Here is a 26,272-nt window from a genome sequence, read left to right as displayed (position 1 = left end):
TTTTAATTATGAAAAAATCAAAATTTAATGATTTATACTAATTTACCACATACCGATATTGAAGTAAGTAAATTATGTTTGGGCACAATGACTTGGGGCAATCAGAATACGGAAGCCGAAGGTCATGAACAAATTAATTTTGCAGTGGATAAGGGTATAAATTTCTTAGATACGGCAGAGTTATATCCAATACCTGCTCATAAAGATAGATACGCAGCCACAGAAAAAATTATAGGTAGTTGGATCAAGAAGAATGGAAATAGGGAAGACCTGGTTCTTGCATCGAAAATAGCAGGAAAGGCAGAGATGTCTAAATTCATTCGTACAACAGGTTTTACACGCGAATCAATTATTGAAGCTGTTGAAGGTAGTTTGGAGAGATTACAAACTGATTATATAGATTTGTACCAATTGCATTGGCCAGATCGTAGTACCAATTATTTCGGACAACGAGGTTTTACACATGATATAACAGATCATTGGGAAGATAATATTCATCAGGTTTTAGAAACATTGCGAGATTTAATTCGAGAGGGTAAAATAAGACATGTGGGTGTGTCTAATGAAACCCCATGGGGTATGATGCGTTTTCTAGAGGAAAGCAAAGTTCATGGAACACTGCCCAGAACTATAACCGTACAGAACCCTTATAGTCTTTTAAATAGATTGTTTGAAGTTGGTATGGCCGAAATATCAGCTAGGGAGCAAGTTGGCTTGTTGGCATATTCTCCATTAGGATTTGGTGCCTTAAGTGGTAAATATTTGGGTAATCGTATGCCAGAAGGTTCACGTTTAGCTCTTTTTCCTAATTATAGTAGGTATATTGGTACTACTGCAGTAGAGGCAACAAAAAAATATTATGAGTTGGCGCAAGCAAATGGTCTTACCTTGGCTCAGATGGCGTTAGCTTTTGTAAATTCAAGATCCTTTGTGACAAGCACGATTATTGGAGCAACCACAATGCGTCAACTAGAAGAGAATATTGGAAGTATAGATGTTGACTTGTCTGATGATATACTTCAAAAAATTGAGGCGATTCATAATTTAATACCTAATCCTGCACCGTAATATGGAAAGTCTTGTTTTTTTAAAGGTTGGTTTTTGGCAAATAGTAGTTATACTAGCCGTAGTAATAGTTATTATGGTATTTGCAAGGATAATGCGGGATAAGCGTTAACCGAATAGGTTGCGGGCAACTTCTTCAATTTTAGAGGCCAATAGAATTTTTATCTTTGTTGATTTGAGACCTATTTTATTGTTTTTGGACACTATAATTGTGGTGTAGCCTAATTTTTCTGCTTCTAATATACGTTGCTCTACACGTTGAACTGGTCTAATTTCACCAGCCAAGCCAACTTCTGCGGCAAAACAAATTCCTTTATCAATTGGTATGTCTTCATTACTCGATAGTATGGCAGCTATAACAGCTAAATCAATAGCTGGGTCATCAACAGATATTCCACCGGTAATATTTAAGAAAACATCTTTTGCACCTAATTTAAAACCAGCACGTTTTTCTAAAACAGCCAATAGCATATTTAAACGTTTGGCATTGTAGCCTGTAGTGGAACGTTGAGGTGTGCCATATACCGCAGTACTAACCAGTGCTTGAATCTCAATAAGTAGTGGGCGCATACCCTCAACGGTAGAGGCAATTGCCGTACCACTTAACCCATCATCATTTTTAGAAATCAGTACTTCTGATGGGTTATTGACTTCTCTTAAGCCACTGCCTTGCATTTCATAAATACCAAGTTCTGCTGTAGAGCCAAATCTATTTTTTAATGATCTTAGAATGCGATACACATAATTACGGTCACCTTCAAACTGTAAAACGGTATCGACCATGTGCTCCAAAATTTTTGGTCCTGCAATAGAGCCATCTTTAGTAATATGACCAATGAGAATTACGGGTGTATTGGTTTCTTTGGCAAATTTTATAAGTTCAGCAGTGCACTCACGTATTTGTGAAATACTACCTGCAGCAGATTCGATATAATCTGAATGTAGGGTCTGAATTGAATCGATAACTACAATGTCTGGCTCCGTGGCCTCAATCTGCTTAAAGATATTTTGTGTCTTTGTCTCTGTTAGAATAAGGCAGGTTTCACTATTTGGGTGAATTCTATCGGCCCGCATCTTAATCTGCTTCTGACTTTCCTCTCCAGAAACGTATAAAGTTTTATAAGGAAGTTTTAAGGCAATCTGAAGTAAAAGGGTGCTTTTTCCCACACCAGGTTCTCCGCCTAATAAAACTAAAGCGCCAGGCACTAATCCGCCACCTAAAACCCTATTGAATTCAAGGTCGAAGGTATTTAGGCGAACTTCTTTTTCAATGCTAATCTCATTTACCAAAAGTGGTGTTGAGACTCTTTTTGAAGTTTGCGAAGGTAATTTCCAATTTACCTTTTCCTCTTTTTGTACAACTTCTTCAACAACGGTATTCCATTGTTTACAGGCAGAGCACTGTCCTACCCATTTAGCATATTGTGTTCCACAATTTTGACAAAAAAATGCAGTTTTTGTTTTGGCCATCTTTAGCTTTTACTGAAAGAGCTAAAGGTAACAAGAAGTTTGAAATGAGCGGATGTCGCTTAGTAATTAAGCGTTAATTATCTTGTGAGCTTTCTTTTTTATGAGCGCTAAATGCTAAGAAAAAGGATGCCCAGGCCATAAATAGGGCAATACCACTGTAGGGAATAATAAAATCTCCTTTCAATCCGAAATAGGTAAACAGTACTCCGGAAAACACGAAATACATTGCGTTAATTTTTATCATAATAAGTAGGTTGGGCTAATTTGGGAACTAGCTGTTTAAATATATTAAAATCCGAAATCGGCTTTTAATGCATCCATTTTTTCAAGGGCCATTTCTTTAGTTAAAAAATCTATTTCTTCCATTTGAAAAGCTTTTTCAAATGTTTTAAGCGCTTTTTTAGGTTCTCCTAATTGTTCATAATATTCGGCTTCAAAATAAAAGCCGAGCATAGTTTCAGGATATTCTTTTTTGCAAAGATCAGAAAGCGGTTTTAATGATTCAAAATCTTCTTTTTTTCTTGAAGCTGCGTATATCGCCATGATATCATTCAGTTCTACAGGCTTGCTAAAACCGAATATGTCAACAATACCTTGGTATTTACTTTCTAAATAATTAAAAACCGGTTCTTCGCTAGTAAGTATCTGTGTTTTATATTCTTTAGGACTAATAGGTTTAAACATGCCGAAAATATTATCAAATGCTTTGCCTATGCCATATGTAGCTACTGAAATGTGGTCGGCATTTTTATATTCATCGTAATAGTAATGTAACGATTCTTTTTCCAAAGCTTTAATACCTTGGTCCATAGCTGCTATTCGTTGAGTAACCTTGTTTTGCTCACCTTCTACTATAACCTGATAGAATATTTGATTTTCAAAAGTATTAAGTCTCATTGGCACTCTAGTTTCCATTTCTGGAGCGAGAGTAGGCGAAATACTTATATAAGCATCAAAAATTGAATTATCCTTAAATAACCAGTAATTCATGAAGTTAGCTGTGATGTCGTAACCCACAATCATTTTGAAAGGAGCAGTGCTATAGTTTAAGTCTAAATATGGAATAAGTTCCATGCCTATAAACTCATAAAAGCTTTTACCTTTTTCAGAAGGTAAACCGCTTTCAGCATCAAATGCACAATCTTCAAATCTTAAATCATTCTTGCTTTGATCTATACCAACGACGATGCTTTGAGGCATGCCATGAAAACGACTATAGAATTTTGAGGAGGCAACAACTTGTTCAAAAAGATATTCTCCATCAAGAACTATAATAAGAGGATATTTTTTGTCCTCATCCATATTCTCAGGAAAATAGTAATGTACGTCTCGTCTTTCTTGAAGTTTAAAAGACTCAAAAATTTCTTGAGTTGTTTGAGAATAAGATATTACGCCAAATAAAAGTGCGAATATTAGGGCTACAAAACGCATATATGGTAATTGTAAATAGTACGGAAACTATTTGATTCTGTTCAATAACGGTAATAAAATAAAAGATATTGCACCAAAAACTACTATCATTAATGTTTGGGCAATCCAAATTATCCATCCGAAGGCATCACCAGAGACGGCACTGATGCCGAAAATTGTTAAAGCACTACTAACTGCGATGGGGTAAAGACCTATGCCTCCATTCGTGGTTGCCATGGCAAAAGCGCCTGCTACAAAGGCTACGAGCAATTGACTTAGGGTAAGAGAAATAGTTTCGGGTACTGTAAATTTTATAATCCATAGCATGCCTATATAGCATCCCCAAATAAACAAAGTATGAAAAATAAAAAGCCACTTATGCTTCATTTTAAAAATACTGAATACACCATCAAGTAATCCCTTTACAAAGGTTTTGATTTTCTGAGCAAATGCATTTTTAGATTTTTTAATCAGAGCAACGAATAAAATGAAGAATATAATTCCTGTGCCAGCAAGTAGGAGAAGGCCGTTTAAATTAAAGCCACGTTCTTGTAGCATGTTCATAATAACATCTGTCTGTAGTAAAAATGCTAAAAGAACAATTGAAAGCAACATTATTACATCTATGACCCTTTCGGTAACTATAGTTCCAAATCCTTTTTCAAAGGGTACATTTTCATAGCTGGTAAGTGCAGTAGCTCTCAAAACTTCACCTGTTCTTGGTATGCCAAGATTTGCAAAATACGAAGTTAAAATTATTAAGATATTATTGCTGATACGAGGTTTGTAGCCTAAAGGTTCTAAAAGGTAATTCCATCGAACTGCTCTAGAGATATGACCTAGAACACCTAAAAGAACAGAAAGGAAAACGTAAAGAGGATCCGCTTCCTTAATATAAAAAATTATTTCTTTTCTATTTTCAGGTGTGGTCGAATTATAAGAATACCAAACTAAAAAAACTCCCAATGCTATTGGGAGTATAATTTTAAGATTTTTTTTTAGCGTATTCGTCAAGATTAAGTCAATAAGTTATTTTCTTCATTTGGAAAAACCAATGACGGATTGAATTTTTTTGCTTCTTCAATATCCATCCAAGTATACGAAATTAAAATAAGCACATCACCTACCGAAACCTTTCTTGCCGCCGCGCCATTTAAAGTGATTTCACCACTTTTTCTTGGACCAGGAATAATATAAGTTTCAAGACGTTCTCCATTATTATTGTTTACAATCTGTACTTTTTCACCACGAATAAAGTTTGCGGCATCCATAAGATCTTCGTCAATAGTGATGCTTCCTACGTAATTAAGGTCTGCGCCGGTAACTTTTACTCGATGTATTTTTGATTTTACTACTTCTACTTGCATAATGCAAAATTAATTAATTAAGGGCAATGTTATCTATAAGTCTTACACCTTCTACATAAACAGCAATAAAGGCCCTATATTTTATTTTAATATTTTTATTCTTTGCTGGAGTCAAAGTTTCAACGTCAGTAATTTCAAAATATTCTAGTTTAAAATCGGTACTGTTCTTAAATTGCTTTGCTACCCAATCTTTAACATTTAATACACTTTCCATGCCAAATTTATGTTTGGCAGTTTTCAAGGTTTCGTAAATGAATGCAGCATTTTGTCGTATTGTTGGGCTCAACCTTTCATTTCTAGAGCTCATGGCTAGGCCATGATTTTCACGTACTATTTCGCAGCCAATAACCTCAACAGGTATTTTCTGTAGCTCTACGAGCTTTTGGATAATACGTAATTGTTGAAAATCTTTTTCGCCGAAATAGGCTCTTTTTGGTTTAACAAGACTAAAAAGTGCTTCAACAATAGTTCCGACCCCATTAAAGTGATTATCTCTGAACTCCCCTTCCATGACTTTATCAAGACCAGCAAAGTCATAAATTTTGGATTTAACTCTGTCCTGATAAATTTCAGCGATTGAAGGTGCAAAGACAATTATGTTCTTTGAAATAGAAGATATTAAATCAACATCATCAACTAAAGTCTTTGGATATTTTTCAAGATCCTCAGTATTATTAAACTGGGTAGGGTTTACAAATATGCTGACTACTACATTTTGATTTTCTGTCAGGGCTTTTTTAAGAAGAGACATATGCCCTTGATGCAGAGCTCCCATGGTCGGTACCATACCAAGGTTAGTTGAGTCATCGATTTTATTTAGTTCGTCTTTAAGTTCATTTACGGTCTTAACTAACAGCATTGAAAAGTTCATTAGCGAGCAAACTTACTATAATTACTGCTAATCTCTATATTTTTTGTAATTTTGCACTTACGTTCCAGTGAAAAATAAAATATAACCTTTATGAATGGTAAAAAGATATTGTTTGTATCTTCTGAATTAGTTCCTTACTTACCCGAAAACGAAGTTTCTTTAATGTCTTATGAAGCGCCTAGAATGGTCAACAGCAATGGTGGTCAAATAAGGATATTCATGCCAAGATATGGGAACATCAATGAAAGAAGGCATCAATTACATGAAGTAATTCGGCTTTCCGGAATGAATTTGGTAATTAATGATATGGATATGCCATTAATCATTAAAGTAGCATCTATCCCAAAAGAAAGAATACAGGTTTACTTTATAGATAACGAAGAGTACTTTAAGCGTAAAGCAACATTTACCGATAAGCAAGGAAATCTTTTTCCAGATAATGACCAACGCGCAATTTTCTTTGCAAAGGGTGTTATGGAAACTGTGAAAAAATTGAATTGGTCTCCTGACATTATTCATGTTCATGGATGGATGGCTAGTTTGTTACCATTGTATTTGAAAAAATATTATGCTGATGAACCACTTTTCGCTGATAGTAAAATTGTATTGTCTGTTTATGGTAGAACTTTCGAAGGTGCGCTAGATAAGGATATGATTAAAAAAATAGCTTTTGATGGTATTCCAGAAGAGGCGATTGCTTCTTTAGCAGAACCTACCTATAATAATTTGTTAAAGATAGCTGTAGATTATTCAGATGCTATTATTTTAGCGTCGGAAGACATTCCAGAAGAATTAGAAAACCATATTTCCAACCAAGAAAAACCAGTGTTACCATATGTACCCGTTCAAGAATTTGAAGAGGCATATGCTAATTTTTATAACACAGAAGTTTTAAAATAATCTGAATGAATTTTTTTGATAATTCCACTACTCCCAAATTATTGGGATTGATATTGATATTTGGTTTTTTGATATCATGTGAACAAGATTTAACCACTGTTGGTGCTGGTGTTGTAGGTAATGAGCCATTTACTACGGGTCAAGAAACGTATGATGTTTTTGTGTACAATAAGAATATTGAAGCGGTTCAAACTAATAAGTTGCCAATTTATCAATTAGGTGTTTTTAATGATCCAGTTTATGGTAAAACTCAAGCGTCTGTAACATCTCAAATGTTTCTTAGTGTAGCTAATCCTTCATTTGGAAGCCTTTCTCAAAATAAAGAAGATAAGGCAGGCAACTCTAATGAGTTAATAACCACCATTGAGGAAAATGAAACAGTAAAAGAAGTATATCTTTATATTCCATTTTTAACAAAAAGTATAGCCACAGATAGTGATAACGATGGTGTGGTTGACGAATTTGATAAAGTGCCGAGTGAGGATAATGATAATGATGGAGATGGAGTTCTGAATTCGGTTGAAATAGCGTCTAATACAGATCCTTTAAACGATGCTAGTGTAGATGAAGATCGCGATGGTATAAATGATAAAGATGGTACAGCAATTTTTGTAAATAATTTCGCCAAGAAAATAGAATTAGACAGCATTTACATCAAAGGTCAAAATTATGATGAATTAGAAGGGTCGGCATTGCCTAAATTCGACTTGAAAGTAGAGAGGTCAACCTTTTTTCTTCGTGATTTAGATCCAAATGCCAATTTTCAAGAATCACAAGAGTATTTTTCCAATCAAGAATTTTCTCCTGAATTCGTTTCAGACTTGTTATTTGAAGGTGTTGTTGAAATCAATGATGAAGAAATATTAATCGCCAATGACGATGATTTAACTACTGAAGATGTAGATGAATCATTAACTTTTAGAAAGCTTGGTCCAGGTATTCGAATTCCTTTAAATAATGAATTTTTTCAAGTGAATATTTTGGATAAAGAAGGAAGTTCAGAGTTGTTGAGCCAATCTAACTTTACTGAATTCATAAGAGGTATGCATTTTTCTATTTCGGATGAAATGGGTGATGATGTTATGTTTCTTTTCGATTTAAAAGATTCGAATGTTACTATGACTTATAGCTATACGAGTTATGATACTAATGGTACCTTAGCCGATACAAGTGATGACAAGCCCAATGTTATAAAGGAAAATGATTTTGTTTTTTCATTTTTATCACAGGTTCAGAACGGTCCTGTATCTGGTAATGCGGTAAATACCATTATCACAGAAAATTATGGACCTCAGATAATACAAGCCTTAGACAACACAGAAAACGCTTCAAGAATTTATTTAAAAGGTGGGCCAGGTACTTATGCTGAAATAAATTTGTTTGAAGAAAATGGAAGCGAGAATATTGTTGAACAAATACGAAGTGAGAATTGGGTGATTAATGAAGCTAATCTCGTTTTTTATGTCGACAGAGAGCAATTAGTTGCTAGTGAGTTAGATCCTCCAAGGCTATATTTATATAATGCGGAAAATAATTTCCCTTTAATTAACCGTAATACAGAGCAAACAGATGCTACTGTAAACGAGTTGTTTGGTACCTATTTAAATTATGACGGTATTGTAGAAAAATCGAATGGAAAAGGTGTTAAGTATTCAGTGAAAATAACTGACCACATCAATAACCTGGTAGTTCGAGATTCTGCAAATGCAACGTTAGCTTTAACATTGTCAACTAATATTCAAAATTGGAATGTTAATGAGGCAAAAGTTGGTGGCGTTGAAAAAAGAATTGCGACAACGTCTAATTTAACTCCTTTGGGCACTGTTTTATACGGTAGCAATCTTCAAGTTACTGACCCAAATTATGATAAGCGATTAAAGCTTGAAATATTTTATACAAAAGCTAAGTAAATAAGGTATAATCATGGATTTTGGTATTTGTTTAGCTATACATACCATTTTAAAGAATATTCACGTTATACATCTTAAATAGGTTAATTTTTAATCACGTTAACATAATTTCGTGAAGATTAATTTTGCTTAAAATCATCAAACTATAGTATTATGTGTGGAATTGTAGGTTATATAGGTTATAGGGATGCTTTTCCTATTATAATAAAAGGTCTTCAGCGTTTAGAATATCGTGGATACGATAGTGCGGGGATTGCTTTGTTTGATGGTAGTCAGATTAACCTCGCTAAAACTAAGGGTAAAGTAGAAGATTTAAAGAAGAAGGCTGAGGGTATTTCTCAAAAAGGAAGTATAGGTATTGGTCATACACGTTGGGCTACACATGGTGTTCCAAATGATGTGAATTCTCACCCACATTATTCGAATTCTGGAGAATTAGTAATTATCCATAACGGAATCATAGAGAACTATGAGGCTATTAAGCAAGAATTGACTAAAAGAGGGTATAAATTTCAGTCCGATACTGATACGGAGGTATTGATAAATCTTATTGAAGAGGTTAAGAAAACAGAAGGCGTAAAACTAGGTAAAGCTGTGCAAATTGCATTAAATCAAGTTGTTGGGGCTTATGCTATTGCAGTCTTTGATATTAAGAAACCAGATGAAATCGTGGTAGCTAAGTTAGGTAGTCCTTTAGCAATTGGTATTGGTGAAAAAGAATTTTTCATTGCGTCAGATGCTTCTCCTTTTATAGAGTTTACAAATAATGCTGTTTATCTTGAAGATGAGGAAATGGCTATTATTAGGCTAGGTAAAGAAATAAAGCTTAGAAAGATTAAAGATGATTCAGTTGCATATCCTAGAATTTTAGAATTGCAAATGAACTTAGAAGAAATTGAAAAAGGTGGTTATGACCACTTTATGCTGAAAGAGATTTATGAACAACCAAGGGCTATTAAAGATACCTATAGAGGACGTTTATTAGCTGATCAAGGGTTGATTAGAATGGCGGGAATTGACCAGAATATGGAAAAATTCCTTAATGCCAATAGAATTATTATTGTTGCTTGTGGTACTTCATGGCATGCAGGTTTAGTTGCAGAATATATATTTGAAGATTTAGCGAGAATTCCTGTAGAAGTTGAATACGCTTCAGAATTTAGATATAGAAATCCTGTGATTACTGATAAGGATATCTTAATAGCTATTTCACAATCAGGTGAAACAGCGGATACTTTAGCGGCAATTAAACTGGCTAAGGAAAAGGGTGCTTTTGTTTTCGGAGTTTGTAACGTGGTTGGTTCGTCAATTGCAAGGGAAACTGACGCAGGAGCTTATACTCATGCTGGACCAGAGATAGGTGTTGCTTCTACAAAAGCTTTTACGACGCAAATAACTGTACTTACCCTAATTGCCTTAAAATTGGCAAAAGCAAAAGGTGTTTTTTCAGAATCTAGATATCATGAGTATTTAACTGAATTAGAGACTATACCTAGTAAAGTAGAAAAGGCATTGCAGTCAAATACATTGATTGAAATTATTGCCGATGTATATAAGGATTCGACAAATTGTCTTTATTTAGGAAGAGGTTATAATTTTCCGGTTGCCTTAGAAGGTGCCCTTAAATTAAAAGAGATAAGTTACATTCATGCAGAAGGTTATCCAGCTGCAGAAATGAAGCATGGTCCAATAGCATTGATTGATGAGCATATGCCGGTTTTCGTAATAGCGACCAAAAAAGGTCATTATGAAAAGGTAGTAAGTAACATACAGGAAATCAAATCAAGAAAAGGTAAAATTATAGCTATTGTTACTGAAGGTGATGAACAGGTAAGAGATTTGGCAGATCATGTAATTGAGGTGCCAGAAACTTTAGAAAGTTTAACCCCATTGTTGACTACTATACCATTACAATTACTTTCTTACCATATTGCGGTAATGAGGGGTTGTAATGTAGACCAACCTAGAAACCTTGCAAAATCGGTAACGGTAGAATAAACTTTAACTAATTATATTTAAAGGGGCATGAAATATTTCATGCCCCTTTTTTATTGCATATATGTGAATTAAACCGGTATATGATTATCATAATAATACTATGCATGCATAATTTTTTTCAAATTACTATTATTCGCATAAAATAATCTGTATCTTGAGCCCCAACTAATTTTAAACTTTAATTAAGAATGAGAGCAATACTATTTATAGCATTGATGGCTATTGGTACATTTGGGTTTTCCCAGACCAATATCAATGGTAATGTTGTTGATCAAAACAACGAGCCTATCCCCGGGGCCAATATTGTAATTGTTGGCACGACCATTGGAACAGTAACTGATTTTGATGGTAATTTTAATTTGGCTACTTCTGAAGTTCCGCCATTTAAAATAGAAATTTCCAGTATTGGTTACTCTAGTGCTACTGAGGCTATTACTGGTAATAATCAAACATTGACTATTTCTTTAAATGAGTCACAAACTTTTCTAGATGAAGTTGTAATATCAGCATCTAGAACACCTGAACGTATTTTTGAATCACCCGTTACCGTAGAACGTATGGGACTAGAGACTATCAAGAGTACTACTGCTGCAGATTTCTATGGCGGACTCGAAAATTTAAAGGGTGTAGATGTCAATACAAACAGCCTAACATTTAAATCTGTAAATACAAGGGGTTTTGCATCATTTGCGAATACACGATTTATGCAATTGGTGGATGGTATGGATAATTCTACACCAGCCTTAAACTTCCCTATCGGTAACTTGGTAGGTATGGTAGAAACAGATGTTTTAAGTGTTGAACTGTTACCAGGAGCATCTTCAGCTCTTTACGGAGCAAACGCATTCAATGGAATTTTATTCATGCGAAGCAAAAGTCCATTTGATTATGAAGGTATTAGCGTATCAATAAAACGAGGCATCACTTCGCAAAAAGCTGCAGGTGATAATGCTTATACAGATTTAGGTATTAGGGCTGCACACAAATTCAGTGATAAGTTTGCGGCGAAAGTAAATTTCGGTTACCTAAAGGGTACTGATTGGGCTGCAACAAGTGAAGTTGATAAAACAACTCCTGGTGGAACAAGAGCCGATTTAAACTATGATGGTATAAATGTGTATGGTGATGAAGTATCAACAGATATTAAAGGTGTAGCGCTTACTCTTGAAGGTCTGGGTATTTTACCTGCTGGAGCTAATGCCCTAGTGCCTTCTCAGGTTGTAAGTAGAACCGGTTATAATGAAAGCGATCTTACTAATTATAATGCAGAAAGCATTAAAGCTGATTGGGGTTTATATTATAGACCAATAGAGGATAATAGTTTAGAGCTTTCGTATGTAGGCAAAGTAGGTACTGGTAATACCATTTATCAAGGAACAAATAGATATAATATTAAAGGTTTCTTTCAAGAACAGCATAAGTTGGAAATTAAGAATGACAACTTTTTTATAAGAGGGTATTTGGTAGGCGATAAATCGGGTGATTCCTACGATATGGTTTTTACCGGTATTAATATCAATAGAGCTTGGAAAGATGATAATACTTGGTTCGGAGAATATACAGGTACTTATGTACTAGCTACTCTGGGGGGTGCTACAGATGTACAAGCACATGCTGCTGCAAGAGCACAAGCAGAGTCAGGAAGATACTTACCCGGATCCCCCGAATTTCAAGCGGCATTCAATAGAAGTGTCAATGACCCTGATTTAACTACAGGATCTAAGTTTCAAGATGCTTCAAAGTATTATCATGCAGATGCTAATTATAATTTTAGTCACCTGATTGATTTTGCGGATATTCAAGTTGGAGGTTCCTTTAGGGAATACAGTTTAAATTCTTCAGGAACTATTTATACAGATGCTGACGGACCAATTAATTATTCTGAATTTGGAATTTATTCGCAAATTCAAAAAAGTCTTCCTTTGGAAGGTGAAAAAAGTTTAAAGTTGACAGGTTCTATTCGTTATGACAAGTCTGAATTGTTTGACGGATTTTATTCCCCAAGATTATCCGCAGGGTTTACTATAAATAGAAATCATAATATAAGAGCTTCGGCTCAAACAGGGTTTAGAAACCCAACAACTCAAGATTTATTCATAGGATTAGATGCGGGAAGAGCAATTTTAGTTGGTTCAGCGGCGAGTAATCTAGATCGATATTCTACACCTTTCGCTGTAAGCGGTGGCGGCCAATTATTAGGCCAACCAGCAACAATTACCCAAACAGGTGCTGCAGCATATAATAATTCATATTCGTTGGCCTCGGTTACTGAATTGGGAGCAACAGGAAATCCGGCAGTATTGGAGATTGCAAATCCAGACATTATTAATCCTGAAAAAGTAACTTCTTTCGAAATTGGGTATAGAGGTAAAGTTGAAAAATTAGTAATTGATTTTAGCACCTATTATAACAGTTATAAGGACTTTATTTCACAAGAAGTCGTTATTGCTCCTTATTATGGTACTGTTGGTGATGGGGCATTATCTGTTGCGGCAATTGCTAATGGTGATTATCAAGCGTATAGTGCATATACAAATACAGATGCAGACGTAAATTCATATGGCGCATCTTTAGGATTAAGCATGAAAGTTCTTGGTAATTTCGACCTAGAAGGTAGCTATACCTACACGAAACTTGATTTTGATCGTGAAGCAAATCCAGATGTGATGTTAAATTTTAACACACCTGAGCATAAGTTCAAAGCTTCTTTTGGGAATAGACAATTGTTCGACAATTTTGGTTTCAATGTTTCTTATAGGTTCAGTGATGACTATTTCTGGGAGGCTACATTTGGAAACGGTGTTATTCCAGAATTTCATGTTGTGGATGCGCAGATTAACTATGATGTTCCTAGTATTAAGTCTTCATTCAAATTGGGAGGTACCAATTTGACTAATAAGGAATACTATACGGCATTCGGTACCGGATTCATTGGGTCTATGTACTACTTATCTTGGACAATAAACAACTAATTTTAAATGAGAGTTGAAATGAAAAAAATAAAATTTATATATATATCACTTGGGGTTTTAGCTTTTACGGCTTGTAATGACCCAGAAGACGTGGACATTGCTCCAGAAGTGTTAGTTGAAGAGTCGGTTGCATTAACAGCGGGGTCTGCAGATTTTTCTAACTATGTTTCTTTAGGAAATTCTTTAACCGCTGGTTTCACTGATGGTGCCTTATTTCAAGCAAGTCAGACTTTGTCTTTGCCTAATTTGTTATCACAAAAATTTAGTTTAGTAGGTGGTGGTAGCTTTACTCAGCCATTAACTAATGATAACATTGGTGGACTTGCCGCTGGGGGTGCTAGAATACAGGGTCCAAGATTAGTTTTTGGGGGTGCTGGCCCAGTAGGGTTAGAAACCTTAATTGGTCCCGTAACTGTAACAACAGATATTGCATTAAACAATCCTACGGGTCCTTTCAATAATTTGGGTGTACCTGGTGCAAAAAGTTTTCATCTTTTAGCCCCTGGTTACGGTAATTTGGCAAACGTATCTTTAGGACTTGCAAATCCGTATTTTGTAAGAATGACAGGTTCAACACCAAATGCAAGTGTTTTAGAGTTGGCGGTAGCACAAGCACCTAGTTTTTTCACTCTTTGGATAGGTAATAATGATGTTTTAGGTTATGCAACTACTGGTGGTGACGGGACTAATCCTATTACTCCCGTTTCGGGAGCACCTGGTGTTGGTTTTGATGGTAGTTATGGAGCTTTAATTGCTACGCTAACTGCTGGAGGAGCACAAGGGGTTGTGGCTAACATACCTAATGTGACCGATGTTCCACATTTTACAACGGTACCTCATAATCCTGTGCCTTTAGACGCTGCAACAGCTGCTGCTGTAAATGGTGCGTATGCTCCTTATAATGGGGGATTACAAGCGGCATTTGGTGCTTTGACAGGAACAGGGCTATTTACTCAAGAAGAGTTAGATGCAAGAACCATTAGTTTTGCTGCTGGAACAAATAATGCAGTAGTTATAGAAGATGAAACTTTGACAGATTTAGGTGCGATTAATCCTGCTTTTGCAGCATTGCCTAAAATAAGACAAGCTACTGAGGCTGATTTAATAGTTTTGCCAGCGGCCAGTTTTATAGGTACTCTTGCTGTTCCGGGTAATCCTTTAACAGTAAATGGTGTTGCAATTCCTCTTGCTGATAAATGGGTACTTATACCTAGCGAGCAAGCTGAAATTGCTATTGCGACTGAAGCATTCAATCAAATAATAGCTGCCGCAGCAAGTCAAGCTGGCTTGGCATTAGTAGATGCAAATTCATTACTGAATCAATTGGCTAATGGCGGAATAACAAGTGGAGATTTCACATTGACATCTAGTTTAGTAACGGGTAGTGCTTTTTCATTAGATGGTATTCACCCTACTGCTAGGGGATATGCATTATTGGCTAATGAATTTATGAAAGCCATAGATGTAACATATGGTTCAAATTTTGAAGCTTCAGGTAATTTATTGAACGTTGGTGATTATCCAACTAACTTCTCTCCTATACTTCAATAGAAACATATAGAATAGTAATATATAAAAGGTGCCGAATAGGCACCTTTTTACTTTTGTAAAAAAGGTAAAAAACAGTTTTTGTTTAAATCTGAATACTATATCTTTGCAGCCTGAAAATGAGAGCATTTTTAAGGTTATATTAAACGTAATACATAAACATAAAAGTAATGTCAAAAGTTACAGGTAAAGTTTCGCAAATCATTGGACCCGTGGTTGATGTAGAATTTCAATCAGGTGATGTCCTGCCTAGAATATATGATTCCTTGGAGATAATAAAGAAGGATAAGTCTATTTTGGTATTGGAAGTTCAATCTCATGTTGGCGAAAATACGGTTAGAACTATCTCTATGGATTCTACTGATGGTCTAAGTAGAGGTGTTGATGTAGTTGCTACAGGAAGCGCTATTCAAATGCCTGTTGGCGATGATGTATATGGTCGTTTGTTCAATGTAATCGGTGATGCTATCGATGGTTTAGGAAACTTACCTAAATCAGGTAAAAATGGTCTTCCTATTCACAGAGAAGCTCCAAAATTTGAAGATCTTACAACTGCTACAGAGGTATTATTCACAGGTATTAAAGTTATCGATTTAATTGAACCTTATGCAAAAGGTGGTAAAATTGGTTTGTTTGGTGGTGCTGGTGTAGGTAAAACTGTATTAATTCAGGAATTGATTAACAATATTGCCAAAGGGCATGGTGGTCTTTCTGTTTTTGCAGGAGTAGGTGAAAGAACTCGTGAAGGAAATGATTTACTTCGTGAGATGTTAGAATCGGGTATTATAAAGTATGGTGATGATTTCATGCATTCTATGGAAGAAGGCGGTTGGGATTTATCCAAAGTAGATAAAAAAGTAATGAAGGATTCAAAAGCGACTTTCGTTTTTGGACAAATGAACGAACCACCGGGAGCACGTGCAAGAGTTGCTCTTTCAGGTTTAACAATAGCCGAATACTTCCGTGATGGTGCAGGTGAAGGTCAAGGAAAAGATGTACTTTTCTTCGTAGATAATATTTTCCGTTTTACACAAGCAGGTTCTGAGGTTTCGGCGTTATTAGGTCGTATGCCTTCTGCAGTAGGTTATCAACCGACTTTGGCAACAGAGATGGGAGCCATGCAAGAACGTATTACTTCAACAAAGAGAGGTTCTATTACTTCTGTGCAGGCGGTTTATGTTCCTGCAGATGATTTAACGGATCCAGCACCAGCGACAACTTTTGCTCACTTAGATGCAACAACGGTATTGTCTCGTAAAATTGCTGAGCTTGGTATTTACCCTGCGGTAGATCCATTGGATTCTACTTCAAGAATTTTGACTGCTGAAATTTTAGGAAAAGACCATTATGCATGTGCGCAAAGAGTAAAAGAACTTTTACAACGATATAAAGAGCTTCAAGATATTATTGCCATCTTAGGTATGGAAGAATTATCTGAAGAAGATAAATCAGCTGTAGGTAGAGCAAGACGTGTACAACGTTTCTTATCTCAACCTTTCCACGTAGCAGAACAGTTTACAGGTCTTAAAGGAGTTTTAGTAGACATTAAAGAAACAATTAAAGGCTTTAATATGATTATGGATGGTGAATTAGATCACTTACCAGAATCTGCTTTTAACCTTAAAGGTACAATTGAAGAGGCTATTGAAGCAGGTGAAAAAATGTTGTCTGAAGCTTAAAACTAGTAAACGGTTTGCGGTGCTAGTTTTACTACTGAGTACTGAATACTGAATACTGAATACTGAAAAATTATGTATTTAGAAATTGTATCACCAGAAGCTACATTATTTGCTGGGGAAGTTACTTCAGTAACCGTACCAGGTATTAATGGAGAGTTTCAAATGTTGAAAGATCACGCACCTATTGTTTCCTTATTACAAGAAGGTAAGGTAAAGTTTGAAGGGAATGTTAATTTGGATAAGGACTATGCCTCAAAGTTCAGTAAAGATGCTGATGGAAATACGGTATTACCAATTTCTAGTGGTACTATTGAGTTGAAGAACAATAAAGTTATTGTACTAGCAGATTAGTGATTACATAACTTAATAAATTAAAAAGGCTACACTGAAAAGTGTAGCCTTTTTTTATTCCTTTTTATAAGCTAAAATATCAGCTGGCTGACAATCTAAAGCTTTACAAATTGCTTCTAGTGTAGAAAAACGAATAGCCTTAGCTTTTCCTGATTTAAGTATAGAAAGGTTGGCTTCAGTAATACCTATCATTTCAGCAAGCTCCTTACTTTTTAAATTCCGTTCTGATAATACGTTATTGAGATTTACGACTATACTCATAGTTATATAGTTATATAGTTAGGTCGTTTTCAGATTGCACAGTATATCCTTTTTTAAAAATGTTGGTCAGAAATAAAGAGATCACTCCAAATATCAAAAGTAATATCAAATTATGAACATCTCCAAAATCTGCTTTTTTCATTATTGGGTAATGAATAACAAAGTATAATACAGGTCCAATAATTAAGTTTAGAATGGTAAAGAGCGTTAGGTTTTGGATAATCTTTTTATTGAAAATGATTGATTCTTTTAATGCTTTAAAAATATTAGAAATTATATAAAAAAAGAGAACTCCAAAAAATAGGACTAAATGTATGGTAAGAATGTCACTAAATTGATATTCACCTTTTATAGAAGTTCCCGTTAAGGGTATCTCCATATCAAATCTACCATTATTTGTGCTAAATCTATTGGTAGTAAATGCAATGAAAATGTAGCTTAGAAATAAAATCAGTAAGATTGAAATGGTTCTGAATAAATAATAAAATAGATCGGAGAGAGACTTAGGGCCAAATATTTTCATGAATTTGAGTTTATATGGTTAAGTCGTTTTCTTTTCTTAACTCATAACCATCTTTAATTAATTGTGAAATTATACGGATGAAAATGGCTATAATAATTAAAGGAAATATTTCACTAAAAGTTATATTTAGATTGTAGGCTTTCAATTCTCTGAAGAATGCAACATTTTCTAAGCCAGTTTTTATTAGTATAATAGAAATAATTCCAATGGAGTAGACAAGGAACCCATTTCCAAGTGCTTCAAAAATTTTACCATTTTTTTTAGTGAAAAGTAAATCTGTGTTATCGCCAAATGTTATTTTACTAAATTTAAAAAGTAGCCAAAGCATATAAATCATAAAGAGAATTTCAATAAATGCGAATAATTGAATTACGCTATAGCTCGGGATTTCTATAAAGGATTGATTTGTATTTAACTGTGTCGATATATTTTTAAAAAGGAAGTAAACCTTATCTATTATTGAAATAATGTTACTGAAAATAGATAGAAATATAGTAAAAAGCAAAATATTAACTAGAATGGTAAATGATGAGTATTTGCTTTTCATAATTTAATAATTATTGTTTAACGATAACATATATATAAAAATTATCGAAAAACAATAATAAAAAATAAATTATCAATTAATTAAGAAATTTTTAAGGAAATCAATTCCCAGTCTTGCCCTAAGCTGTGGTAGGTGCATAGTTTTTCAAATCCTGCTGCCAAATGAGCGTTTAAAGAACGTGTATTTGTTGCATCAACTTCTGTAATAATATATTCATACTTGGGATAGGAGAATTTTTTCATTGCACCATATAATCCTTTGAAAACACCCATCTTTCTGTGAGTTTTAGCAATGCAAATTTGACCCATGGTTAGAAAATTTTGAATATGGTTGGCATCCAATTCATTGAACATAGGCCTTAAAACTGATATTTCATCTTTAAAATCTTCTGTCATGCTAAGTGCATAGGCAATAACGATTTCATTATCCTTTGCTATAATATGTGGACAATAGTCATTCATGCGTTTTAATAGTTCAAAATCATGTTCAACCGTTACAAATCCTTCGTGTTGCATTTCTTCGATAGAAATAGCTGATTTTAAATTCATTCGCTGCAATGACAGAATTTGTAATAATTCTTCGCTTGTGCTTGCAGTAGTATAACTTATATTCATTTATTCAACTTTTAACCAATTATTTCGTGCCTTTAAAACTTTTTTCGAAAGCTTCTCACCATTTTTTTCTTGTAAACTAATGGTATAGCTTGGGTCTGACTCAAGAATCACTTCTGTATTTCTTTCCTGAGTGTCTCTTAAAAATGTAACCGAAAGCTTGTCATTCGGTTTAAACTCTTTAATGAAGACATCAAATTGAACTCCGTTCGGAAATGGTTTTCCATTAATTGACGTAATGATATCATCTTTATCTAGGGCTGCTTTATATGCCGGACTACCAATTTTTGTATTGGTTTGAATCTTACCGTTTAAATCGTCTGTTATAGATACTGCGGCGCCAAAATAGGCGGCATTAGGTTCTTGGGAGTAATTTACGCCAACCGAGCTTAAAAGTTCGGCATACTTGGGCATATCGCTTTTGTAGATGAAGTTATTGAAGAAGTTATTCCCAAATACATCACCTGCATATAAGTTCAATGATTTGTTTAAATTTTCTATAGAATATGGTATCTCTGTTTTTCCATAAGTGTCCCAAACCTGCTTCATAAAATCATCTAAATTCAGGCCTTTCTCTCTTAAGGATAAATCTAAAGCTAGACCAAGAACGCTTCCATAAGAATAATAAGAAATAAATGTATTCTCTCGGTTTACAGGGTCAACTGAAGTAGATGCATCTACAAATGGTGCCTGAAAACTCATTTCTATAGGATTGAAAAACTGTCTGGCTGGAGAATTCCAAACATAATTAAAGGTACCTGTTAATCCCTCTACGTATTTTTCTGGTGAAATTAACTGTGCTCTACAAAGTATAAGGTTGGTGTAGTAACTTGTAAAGCCCTCTGCAAACCAAAGTTCTCCACTCATATTGGCTTCTTCAAAATTAAAGGGCTCTAATGTTTTTGGTCGAATACGTTCAACATTCCAACTATGAAAAAATTCATGAGAGACTGTTCCTATATTTCCTTCCATACCCCCGTTTGCCAAAGTTCTGGTGCTAGTTAATATGGTAGAGTTTCTATGCTCCATACCATCACCAGAGGCATTTGGTGTGTAGCAAGCTAAAAAAGTATAGGAGCCATAATCAAAAGTGGGTAGTGCTCCAAAAACTTCCTTTTCAGTGATTACTACTTTTTTAACCTTTTCAAAATATGCATCTGCTTCTTCCTCAGTTCCTGGATCATGAAGAGCAAGTTTTACGGTTTGATTGTCAATATTGAATTCCCTAACCTTATGATTACTTAGTTCTGTAGGGCTATCCATAAAATAATACAGGTCTGGGGCGCTATAATTATTATCCTTTAAATGGGGTAGTTGGGTGGCAACTTTCCAATTTAAATCTTCTCTAAGGTTAAAGTCAACCAAAATCTTACGCTTTGCTAGGGAAGGAGCATACATAAAGGTTGCTGGTATATTTAAATGAGCATGGCTCTCATCTATCTGAGAATAGGTACCATCACCTCTATTTGCAAATAAGGTGTATTTTATATTTACCTGACCATCATGACCTGAAACCTTCCATTCATACGGATTCTCTTTTGTTATTTTCAAAGGATTACCCTCACCGTCATTCGCAGTAAAATTGTATACATTTTTGGCAAATTCATGCAATGCATAGCGCCCTGGTGAGGTTCTGCTCATTCTTAACGCTAAAGTGTCTGTAGTAATTTCTTCGAAAGATGCGACTATAGTAGCCTCATGGTGAACAGCATTTTCAAAAGAAATAGAATAATTGTTAATCTGTGCAGATAGTTGAATTGACTGAAAACCAGATAGAAAAATTAGGAGTAAGTATCGCATACAATGATTTTATAGCTAAGATAATGAAGCTAATTCATGTATTTGAAAACTTTAATTTTATATTATAAAATGCTACTTAGGTGAATTCGGTAGGGTATTAATTTTCAAACTTTGCTACAACAGTTTTTTTAATTCCCTTTAATATAAAGTCTGTAATGGGTTTAGTTACAAATTCCTCTACCAATGGCTTTTCTTTTAGTTTGTCTATGTCTTGTTGATAGGCGGAAGAGGTTAGAACAAAGACCATACAGTTTTCAGTACTTGCAATTTTTTCAAATTTCTCCATAAACTGCCACCCATTCATGACAGGCATATTTAAATCAAGAAAAATAATATAATTGACCTCTTTTGAATATTCTTTGGTTAGAAATTCAAGTGCAGTTAAGCCATTTGAAAAATTGTGTATATCACCTTCTAGTGCTGCGGCCTCAATTCCTTTTTTTAATAAAAAAGTGAATATAGGATCGTCTTCTATTAATAGTAATTGGTAAATCATTTAAGTTATTCTGTATCTATTGCGTTGGCGGTAGTTTTGATTATTTCTTTAATAACGGAATCAATTTCATCTGCCGAAGTAATTATATAATTGAGTATACGTTGTTTTTCTTCAAATGGAAGATTCTTTTTTTCATCTCTTATTAAATTTATCAATCCCATTAATCGTGCTACAGGAGCTCTAACAATATGAGATTGCGTCCAGGCGATTTTTTTTAACTGCTCATTCTGTTTTTCAATAGCGTTTAAATGTTGAACTTTAGTGGTTACATCTTTAGAATTGATTACAATTCCATTAATTGTTGGTTCATAAAGCTTATTTGTCGCAATGGTTTCCATCCATATCCAATTACCATCTCCATGTTTAAACCTAAAAGGCCCAATTGTAACTTGTGGTATTTCAAAAATCTTAATAAATTGATTATGAATGGTTTCGTAATCGTCGGGGTGAACGTAGTCAAAAGCATTAGTGCCAATGAATTCTTCGGGTGTTATACTTAGTATTTTTGTGGATGTAGGACTGGCATAAGAAAAATTTGCATGCTCATCAACAATACAAATCATATCGCTACCTTCTTGCACCAATGTTTTAAAGCGCTTTTCACTTTGTTCTAATTGTACTGCAGCTTTTTTCTTTTCTGTTATATCTTTTGAGTTAAGAATTATTCCATTTATAGAAGGGTCATCTAATTTGTTTGTGGCAATAGTTTCAATCCATACTAATTTACCTTCTTTGTTCTTAAATCTAAATGGTTCAATAGTTATCTGTGCTTTATTATATATGGTTTGAAACTGATTGTAAAACATTTCATAATCATCAACATGTACAAAATCAAAGACTTTATTACCAATAAAACCTTGGGGTGTTGTATTTAAAATTCGTGTTGATGTCGGACTTACATAAATAAAATTCGCGTCCTTATCTAATATGCCAATCAAATCACTTCCTTCTTGTACCAATGTTCTAAAACGACGCTCACTATTTTCCAATTGAAGTTCAGCCTTTTTCTTTTCGGTAATATCTCGAGCTACACAATAGATTACTCCATCTTTTTCGTCCCAGTTAGAAGACCACAGCATTGGCACAATCGTTTTATTCTTATGTAGATATCTGTTTTCAAAATTGACAACTTTTTCACCTGCTAAAACAGAATCTGCAGAGTCTTGTGTTAATGCAATATCTTCTTCATAAACTAATTCTTTATAATTAGTGCCAATTAAATCTTTAGGTTCATAACCCCATATTCTTTTGCAAGCCTTATTAATACTTAAGAAATAACCTTCTTCATCTATAGTGCAAATAATATCTAATGAGGCATTCATTATTTTTTCCATTTCTTCCTTTGCAGTCAATAAAACTTGTTGAGACAAAACCTCAGATGTAATATCTTTTGAAAAACAGGTTATGCCAATTTGTTTACTTTCTTTATTATACAATGGGTTAAATGATGTTTGATTATAACTTGTTAAGTATTTTGATGGATCTTTAATTTTATGTTTAATTGAAAACCTTTCACCTGTTGAAGCTCGGTTATAGAAATCCTTCCATTTATTATTTATTTCAGCATTAAAGGTTTCAGAAATCACATAATCACCTTCCTTAATAAAATGACCTAAATTTCTTTTTATCAGTTGATGAAATGAGGTGTTAGCAGTAATTAATTTTAAGTCTAAATCTATAGCCCACATAAAATCTTTTGTGCTATTAATCATGGCCTCTTGGTTGTTCTTCACCCTTTCAAGTTCGATACGATTATGGACTTTTTCAGTGATATCCTGCAAGGTGCCATACATTAATAGTGGTTCTTGCTTATCGTTCCAAGACAGAACTTTGCCATTTTCATGAACCCATTTAAATTGACCATTCTTATGCATTATTCTGTACTGAATTTCACAACCTACAGATTGGTAATCGCAACAATTCAAAAATTGTTCCTTAACCATGGCTAAATCTTCTGGGTGAATAAGACCTAACCATTTATTGGTTTTAAAATGATGTATTGGCACTTTATCCAAACCAATTATTTGGAGTGCTTCATCGCTGAGCATGATGGAGTCTTCTTTAATATTACGCTCCCAGACACCAATTTCTGTAGCCTTTACAATATTTTCTAATAGTTTGCCTTTTCTTTCTAAATCTATTTTTTGATCTTCTTCATTCTTTTTTGACCTTCTTAACTCAAATAATTTTACAACTTGTTTGGCTAGGGTTTTAAGGCCATTTATTTGCTGTTCACTAAGTTTTCGAGCTTCATAATCAATAACACATAAGCTCCCAAGACGATTACCATTCGAAGCGGTTAGTGAAGCACCTGCATAAAAGCTAACTCCTGGATTTTCTTTTACTAGAGAATAATTCGTAAATCTTTCATCATCATTAGTGTTTTCAACAATCATTAAATCTTTGTCATTACTTATAATATGTTTGCAGAAAGAATCTTCTAATGATGTTCCATTGAAATCTAAACCATGGTGAGATTTAAAAAATTGTCGTTTATTATCTACTAATGATATAAGACTAATTGGGGTTTTGCAAATAGAAGCTGCAAGTGATGTAATGTCATCATATATGGATTCAGGAAGAGTGTCCATAACATCGAACGACATTAAAGTTTTAATTCTTTCTTTATCTAAAATATTATTCCCTTCCATAGTATCATCACAAACTGAGATAAGCAATTTCCAAAGTAGGAAATTTCTTTAAAAAAAAGAAGCAAAAGTATGGTATATCTTTGTCAATAGAACATCTGGCATTAATTTTATCCTATAAAAATATTTTTTTAATTTTTGTAAGTGGTTATTAATCAGGTATGTGAAATGAATTTCGTATTGAAATTGAGGTTTGCTTGGTGAATTTTGAATATTTTGAAGTATATAGTGAGAAAAACTTTGTCAATTCGTTAATTACGTTAGTTTCATTTCATAGAAAAGCTATTTTTGTTGAATGAGCCAAATACCCAACAAATTGCTTAATATTTTAGCAAGCCGTAAAAAGGAAGAGACTTTTCGGCAATTAAACGCTATAAATGGTTTAATTGATTTTTTATCAAATGACTATTTAGGTTTTGCAACAAATGAAACCTTGTTTTCAAAAACGTTTCAGTTGTTATTAAACGAAAGTGTTGCTTCAAACGGATCAGGTGGATCAAGGCTATTGTCGGGTAATCATAAATTATATACTATTCTAGAACCATTATTGGCGACATTTTATAAATCAAATGCCGCGCTTGTCTTTAATTCTGGTTATGATGCCAATATGGGGTTGTTTAGTGCCATACCGCAACGTGGAGATTTAATTTTTTATGATGAGTTCGTTCATGCCAGTATTCGAGAAGGTATACGTATGAGCAATGCGAAGGCGTATAGTTTTTCACATAATGATCTAAATAGTTTAAAAGAGAAAGTAGAATTAAATTCTGATAGAAATAAGAATGATGAACTGGTTATTTATGTAGTTACGGAAAGTGTTTTTTCTATGGATGGTGATACTCCTGATTTAAAAGGATTTGCAAAGTACACCAAAGCGAATGGTTATAATTTAATAGTAGATGAGGCTCATGCAGTTGCGGTATTAGGGGAAAACGGTGAAGGTTTAATACCAGCGTTAAGACTTGAAAATGAGATATTTGCAAGAACGGTTACTTTTGGAAAAGGGTTTGGTTGCCACGGTGCAGCTATATTAGGTTCCGAAGATTTGAAAGATTATTTGGTGAATTTCGCCAAACCTTTTATCTATACAACAGCATTAACACCACATACTTTAGCATCTATAATAACAGCGCATACATTTTTTAAGGAATTGAGTGAGGAGCCAAAAGACATATTAAAAGAGAACATTGAGTTTTTCAAAAAGCAAATTAGTTCTCAAAAGATAAATGAATTTTTTATACCTAGTGATACTGCTATACAAGGTTGTATTATTGCTGGTTCAAAAAAAGCAAAACTAGTTTCTAAAAAACTCATTGACAAAGGCTTTAATGTAAAAGCGATTCTTGCACCAACAGTGCCAGAAGGGCAAGAAAGACTTAGAATTTGTTTACACAGTTTTAATTCAAAAGAAGAAATAGGTCTTTTAGTAAAATTGTTAGCGGGCTTTATTTAGATATATATGGAAGATAAATTTTACCAACTTGCCACTTTTGAATATGTAGCAGATGTACAGATAGTGAAGGGGAAACTTGAATCTGAGGGGATACCGGTATTTCTTAGAGATGAAAATACGCTGAATTCAGACCCTATAATCAGCAATGCTATTGGTGGTGTTAAATTACAGGTTTATTCTAAAGATAAAGAAAGGGCAGTAGCTATATATAATGAAATTAGGGCTTATGCTATTGATAATGAAGGCGAACCAATTGTTTGCCCAAATTGTAAAGCTCAAAAATCAGAAGCCTATTATAATAGGAAAGGAGTTTTTTATAAACTTTTTCCATTTTTTGAAAAAAGAAAATATAAGTGCCTAAATTGTGGTATGATCACTAACTTAAAGTAAAA

General features: G+C 34.1%; 23 protein-coding genes. 10 read left to right on the top strand and 13 right to left on the bottom strand.

Going from position 1 to position 26,272, the window contains the following annotated elements:
* Positions 1-27 precede the first annotated feature (27 nt).
* Entirely contained in the window at positions 28-1,068 is a 1,041-nt protein-coding gene (locus B5X55_RS03840) for an aldo/keto reductase (RefSeq protein ID WP_079511287.1), read from the top strand.
* Between the two features lie 105 nt (positions 1,069-1,173).
* Here the strand turns inward: B5X55_RS03840 and radA are convergent, their stop codons facing one another.
* The 6 genes from radA to panC all read right to left on the bottom strand — a co-directional run bounded on the left by radA (position 1,174) and on the right by panC (position 6,171).
* Entirely contained in the window at positions 1,174-2,535 is a 1,362-nt protein-coding gene (gene radA / locus B5X55_RS03835; RefSeq protein WP_079511286.1) for a DNA repair protein RadA, read from the bottom strand.
* A gap of 73 nt (positions 2,536-2,608) precedes the next feature.
* On the bottom strand, positions 2,609-2,779 hold the full coding sequence (locus B5X55_RS18755) for a hypothetical protein (protein WP_159447518.1): 171 nt from the start codon (positions 2,777-2,779) through the stop codon (positions 2,609-2,611).
* 44 nt (positions 2,780-2,823) lie between these two features.
* Positions 2,824-3,966, bottom strand: a complete 1,143-nt coding sequence (locus B5X55_RS03830; RefSeq protein ID WP_079511285.1) for an alpha/beta hydrolase — start codon at positions 3,964-3,966, stop codon at positions 2,824-2,826.
* A 27-nt stretch (positions 3,967-3,993) separates the two neighbouring features.
* Entirely contained in the window at positions 3,994-4,959 is a 966-nt protein-coding gene (locus B5X55_RS03825) for a lysylphosphatidylglycerol synthase transmembrane domain-containing protein (protein ID WP_079511284.1), read from the bottom strand.
* A 2-nt stretch (positions 4,960-4,961) separates the two neighbouring features.
* The gene (gene panD / locus B5X55_RS03820) at positions 4,962-5,312 is read right to left on the bottom strand and encodes an aspartate 1-decarboxylase (RefSeq protein ID WP_079511283.1); all 351 of its coding nucleotides are present in this window, start codon (positions 5,310-5,312) and stop codon (positions 4,962-4,964) included.
* 13 nt (positions 5,313-5,325) lie between these two features.
* A complete protein-coding gene (gene panC / locus B5X55_RS03815; RefSeq protein WP_079511282.1) occupies positions 5,326-6,171 on the bottom strand; it encodes a pantoate--beta-alanine ligase in 846 nt (281 codons plus the stop codon).
* A 102-nt stretch (positions 6,172-6,273) separates the two neighbouring features.
* Between panC and B5X55_RS03810 the strand changes: the two genes are divergently transcribed.
* The 7 genes from B5X55_RS03810 to B5X55_RS03780 all read left to right on the top strand — a co-directional run bounded on the left by B5X55_RS03810 (position 6,274) and on the right by B5X55_RS03780 (position 17,541).
* Complete coding sequence (locus tag B5X55_RS03810) at positions 6,274-7,083, top strand: glycogen/starch synthase (RefSeq protein ID WP_079511281.1); 810 nt, start codon at positions 6,274-6,276, stop codon at positions 7,081-7,083.
* Positions 7,084-7,088: 5 nt separating this feature from the next.
* Complete coding sequence (locus B5X55_RS03805) at positions 7,089-8,993, top strand: DUF4270 domain-containing protein (RefSeq protein ID WP_079511280.1); 1,905 nt, start codon at positions 7,089-7,091, stop codon at positions 8,991-8,993.
* Positions 8,994-9,146: 153 nt separating this feature from the next.
* Positions 9,147-10,991, top strand: a complete 1,845-nt coding sequence (gene glmS, locus B5X55_RS03800) for a glutamine--fructose-6-phosphate transaminase (isomerizing) (protein ID WP_079511279.1) — start codon at positions 9,147-9,149, stop codon at positions 10,989-10,991.
* A 188-nt stretch (positions 10,992-11,179) separates the two neighbouring features.
* A complete protein-coding gene (locus tag B5X55_RS03795; RefSeq protein ID WP_079511278.1) occupies positions 11,180-13,963 on the top strand; it encodes a TonB-dependent receptor in 2,784 nt (927 codons plus the stop codon).
* 18 nt (positions 13,964-13,981) lie between these two features.
* Positions 13,982-15,514, top strand: coding sequence for a G-D-S-L family lipolytic protein (locus B5X55_RS03790; RefSeq protein ID WP_079511588.1), 1,533 nt, complete (start codon positions 13,982-13,984; stop codon positions 15,512-15,514).
* Positions 15,515-15,681: 167 nt separating this feature from the next.
* On the top strand, positions 15,682-17,190 hold the full coding sequence (atpD, locus tag B5X55_RS03785; RefSeq protein WP_079511277.1) for a F0F1 ATP synthase subunit beta: 1,509 nt from the start codon (positions 15,682-15,684) through the stop codon (positions 17,188-17,190).
* Positions 17,191-17,262: 72 nt separating this feature from the next.
* Positions 17,263-17,541, top strand: coding sequence for a F0F1 ATP synthase subunit delta/epsilon (locus B5X55_RS03780; protein WP_079511276.1), 279 nt, complete (start codon positions 17,263-17,265; stop codon positions 17,539-17,541).
* 54 nt (positions 17,542-17,595) lie between these two features.
* Here the strand turns inward: B5X55_RS03780 and B5X55_RS03775 are convergent, their stop codons facing one another.
* From B5X55_RS03775 to B5X55_RS03745, 7 genes are all read right to left on the bottom strand, one after another.
* On the bottom strand, positions 17,596-17,802 hold the full coding sequence (locus tag B5X55_RS03775) for a helix-turn-helix domain-containing protein (protein ID WP_079511275.1): 207 nt from the start codon (positions 17,800-17,802) through the stop codon (positions 17,596-17,598).
* A gap of 10 nt (positions 17,803-17,812) precedes the next feature.
* A complete protein-coding gene (locus tag B5X55_RS03770; RefSeq protein WP_079511274.1) occupies positions 17,813-18,325 on the bottom strand; it encodes a DUF2975 domain-containing protein in 513 nt (170 codons plus the stop codon).
* A gap of 10 nt (positions 18,326-18,335) precedes the next feature.
* Positions 18,336-18,872 carry a DUF2975 domain-containing protein gene (locus B5X55_RS03765; protein WP_079511273.1) on the bottom strand — a complete coding sequence of 179 codons (537 nt, stop codon included), beginning with the start codon at positions 18,870-18,872 and terminating at the stop codon, positions 18,336-18,338.
* An 80-nt stretch (positions 18,873-18,952) separates the two neighbouring features.
* Positions 18,953-19,486 (bottom strand): GNAT family N-acetyltransferase, encoded by a 534-nt coding sequence (locus tag B5X55_RS03760; RefSeq protein ID WP_079511272.1) that lies wholly within the window; start codon positions 19,484-19,486, stop codon positions 18,953-18,955.
* Positions 19,487-21,283 carry a M61 family metallopeptidase gene (locus tag B5X55_RS03755; protein WP_079511271.1) on the bottom strand — a complete coding sequence of 599 codons (1,797 nt, stop codon included), beginning with the start codon at positions 21,281-21,283 and terminating at the stop codon, positions 19,487-19,489.
* 97 nt (positions 21,284-21,380) lie between these two features.
* Entirely contained in the window at positions 21,381-21,779 is a 399-nt protein-coding gene (locus B5X55_RS03750) for a response regulator (RefSeq protein WP_079511270.1), read from the bottom strand.
* A gap of 5 nt (positions 21,780-21,784) precedes the next feature.
* A complete protein-coding gene (locus B5X55_RS03745) occupies positions 21,785-24,457 on the bottom strand; it encodes a PAS domain S-box protein (RefSeq protein WP_143814395.1) in 2,673 nt (890 codons plus the stop codon).
* 286 nt (positions 24,458-24,743) lie between these two features.
* Between B5X55_RS03745 and B5X55_RS03740 the strand changes: the two genes are divergently transcribed.
* Complete coding sequence (locus tag B5X55_RS03740) at positions 24,744-25,880, top strand: aminotransferase class I/II-fold pyridoxal phosphate-dependent enzyme (RefSeq protein WP_234999657.1); 1,137 nt, start codon at positions 24,744-24,746, stop codon at positions 25,878-25,880.
* A 6-nt stretch (positions 25,881-25,886) separates the two neighbouring features.
* A complete protein-coding gene (locus B5X55_RS03735) occupies positions 25,887-26,270 on the top strand; it encodes a putative signal transducing protein (RefSeq protein ID WP_079511267.1) in 384 nt (127 codons plus the stop codon).
* The last annotated feature ends 2 nt before the right edge of the window (positions 26,271-26,272 follow it).

The organism is Maribacter arcticus (assembly GCF_900167935.1).
GTDB lineage: Bacteria > Bacteroidota > Bacteroidia > Flavobacteriales > Flavobacteriaceae > Maribacter > Maribacter arcticus.
This window is presented reverse-complemented; position numbering and strand designations above follow the sequence as displayed.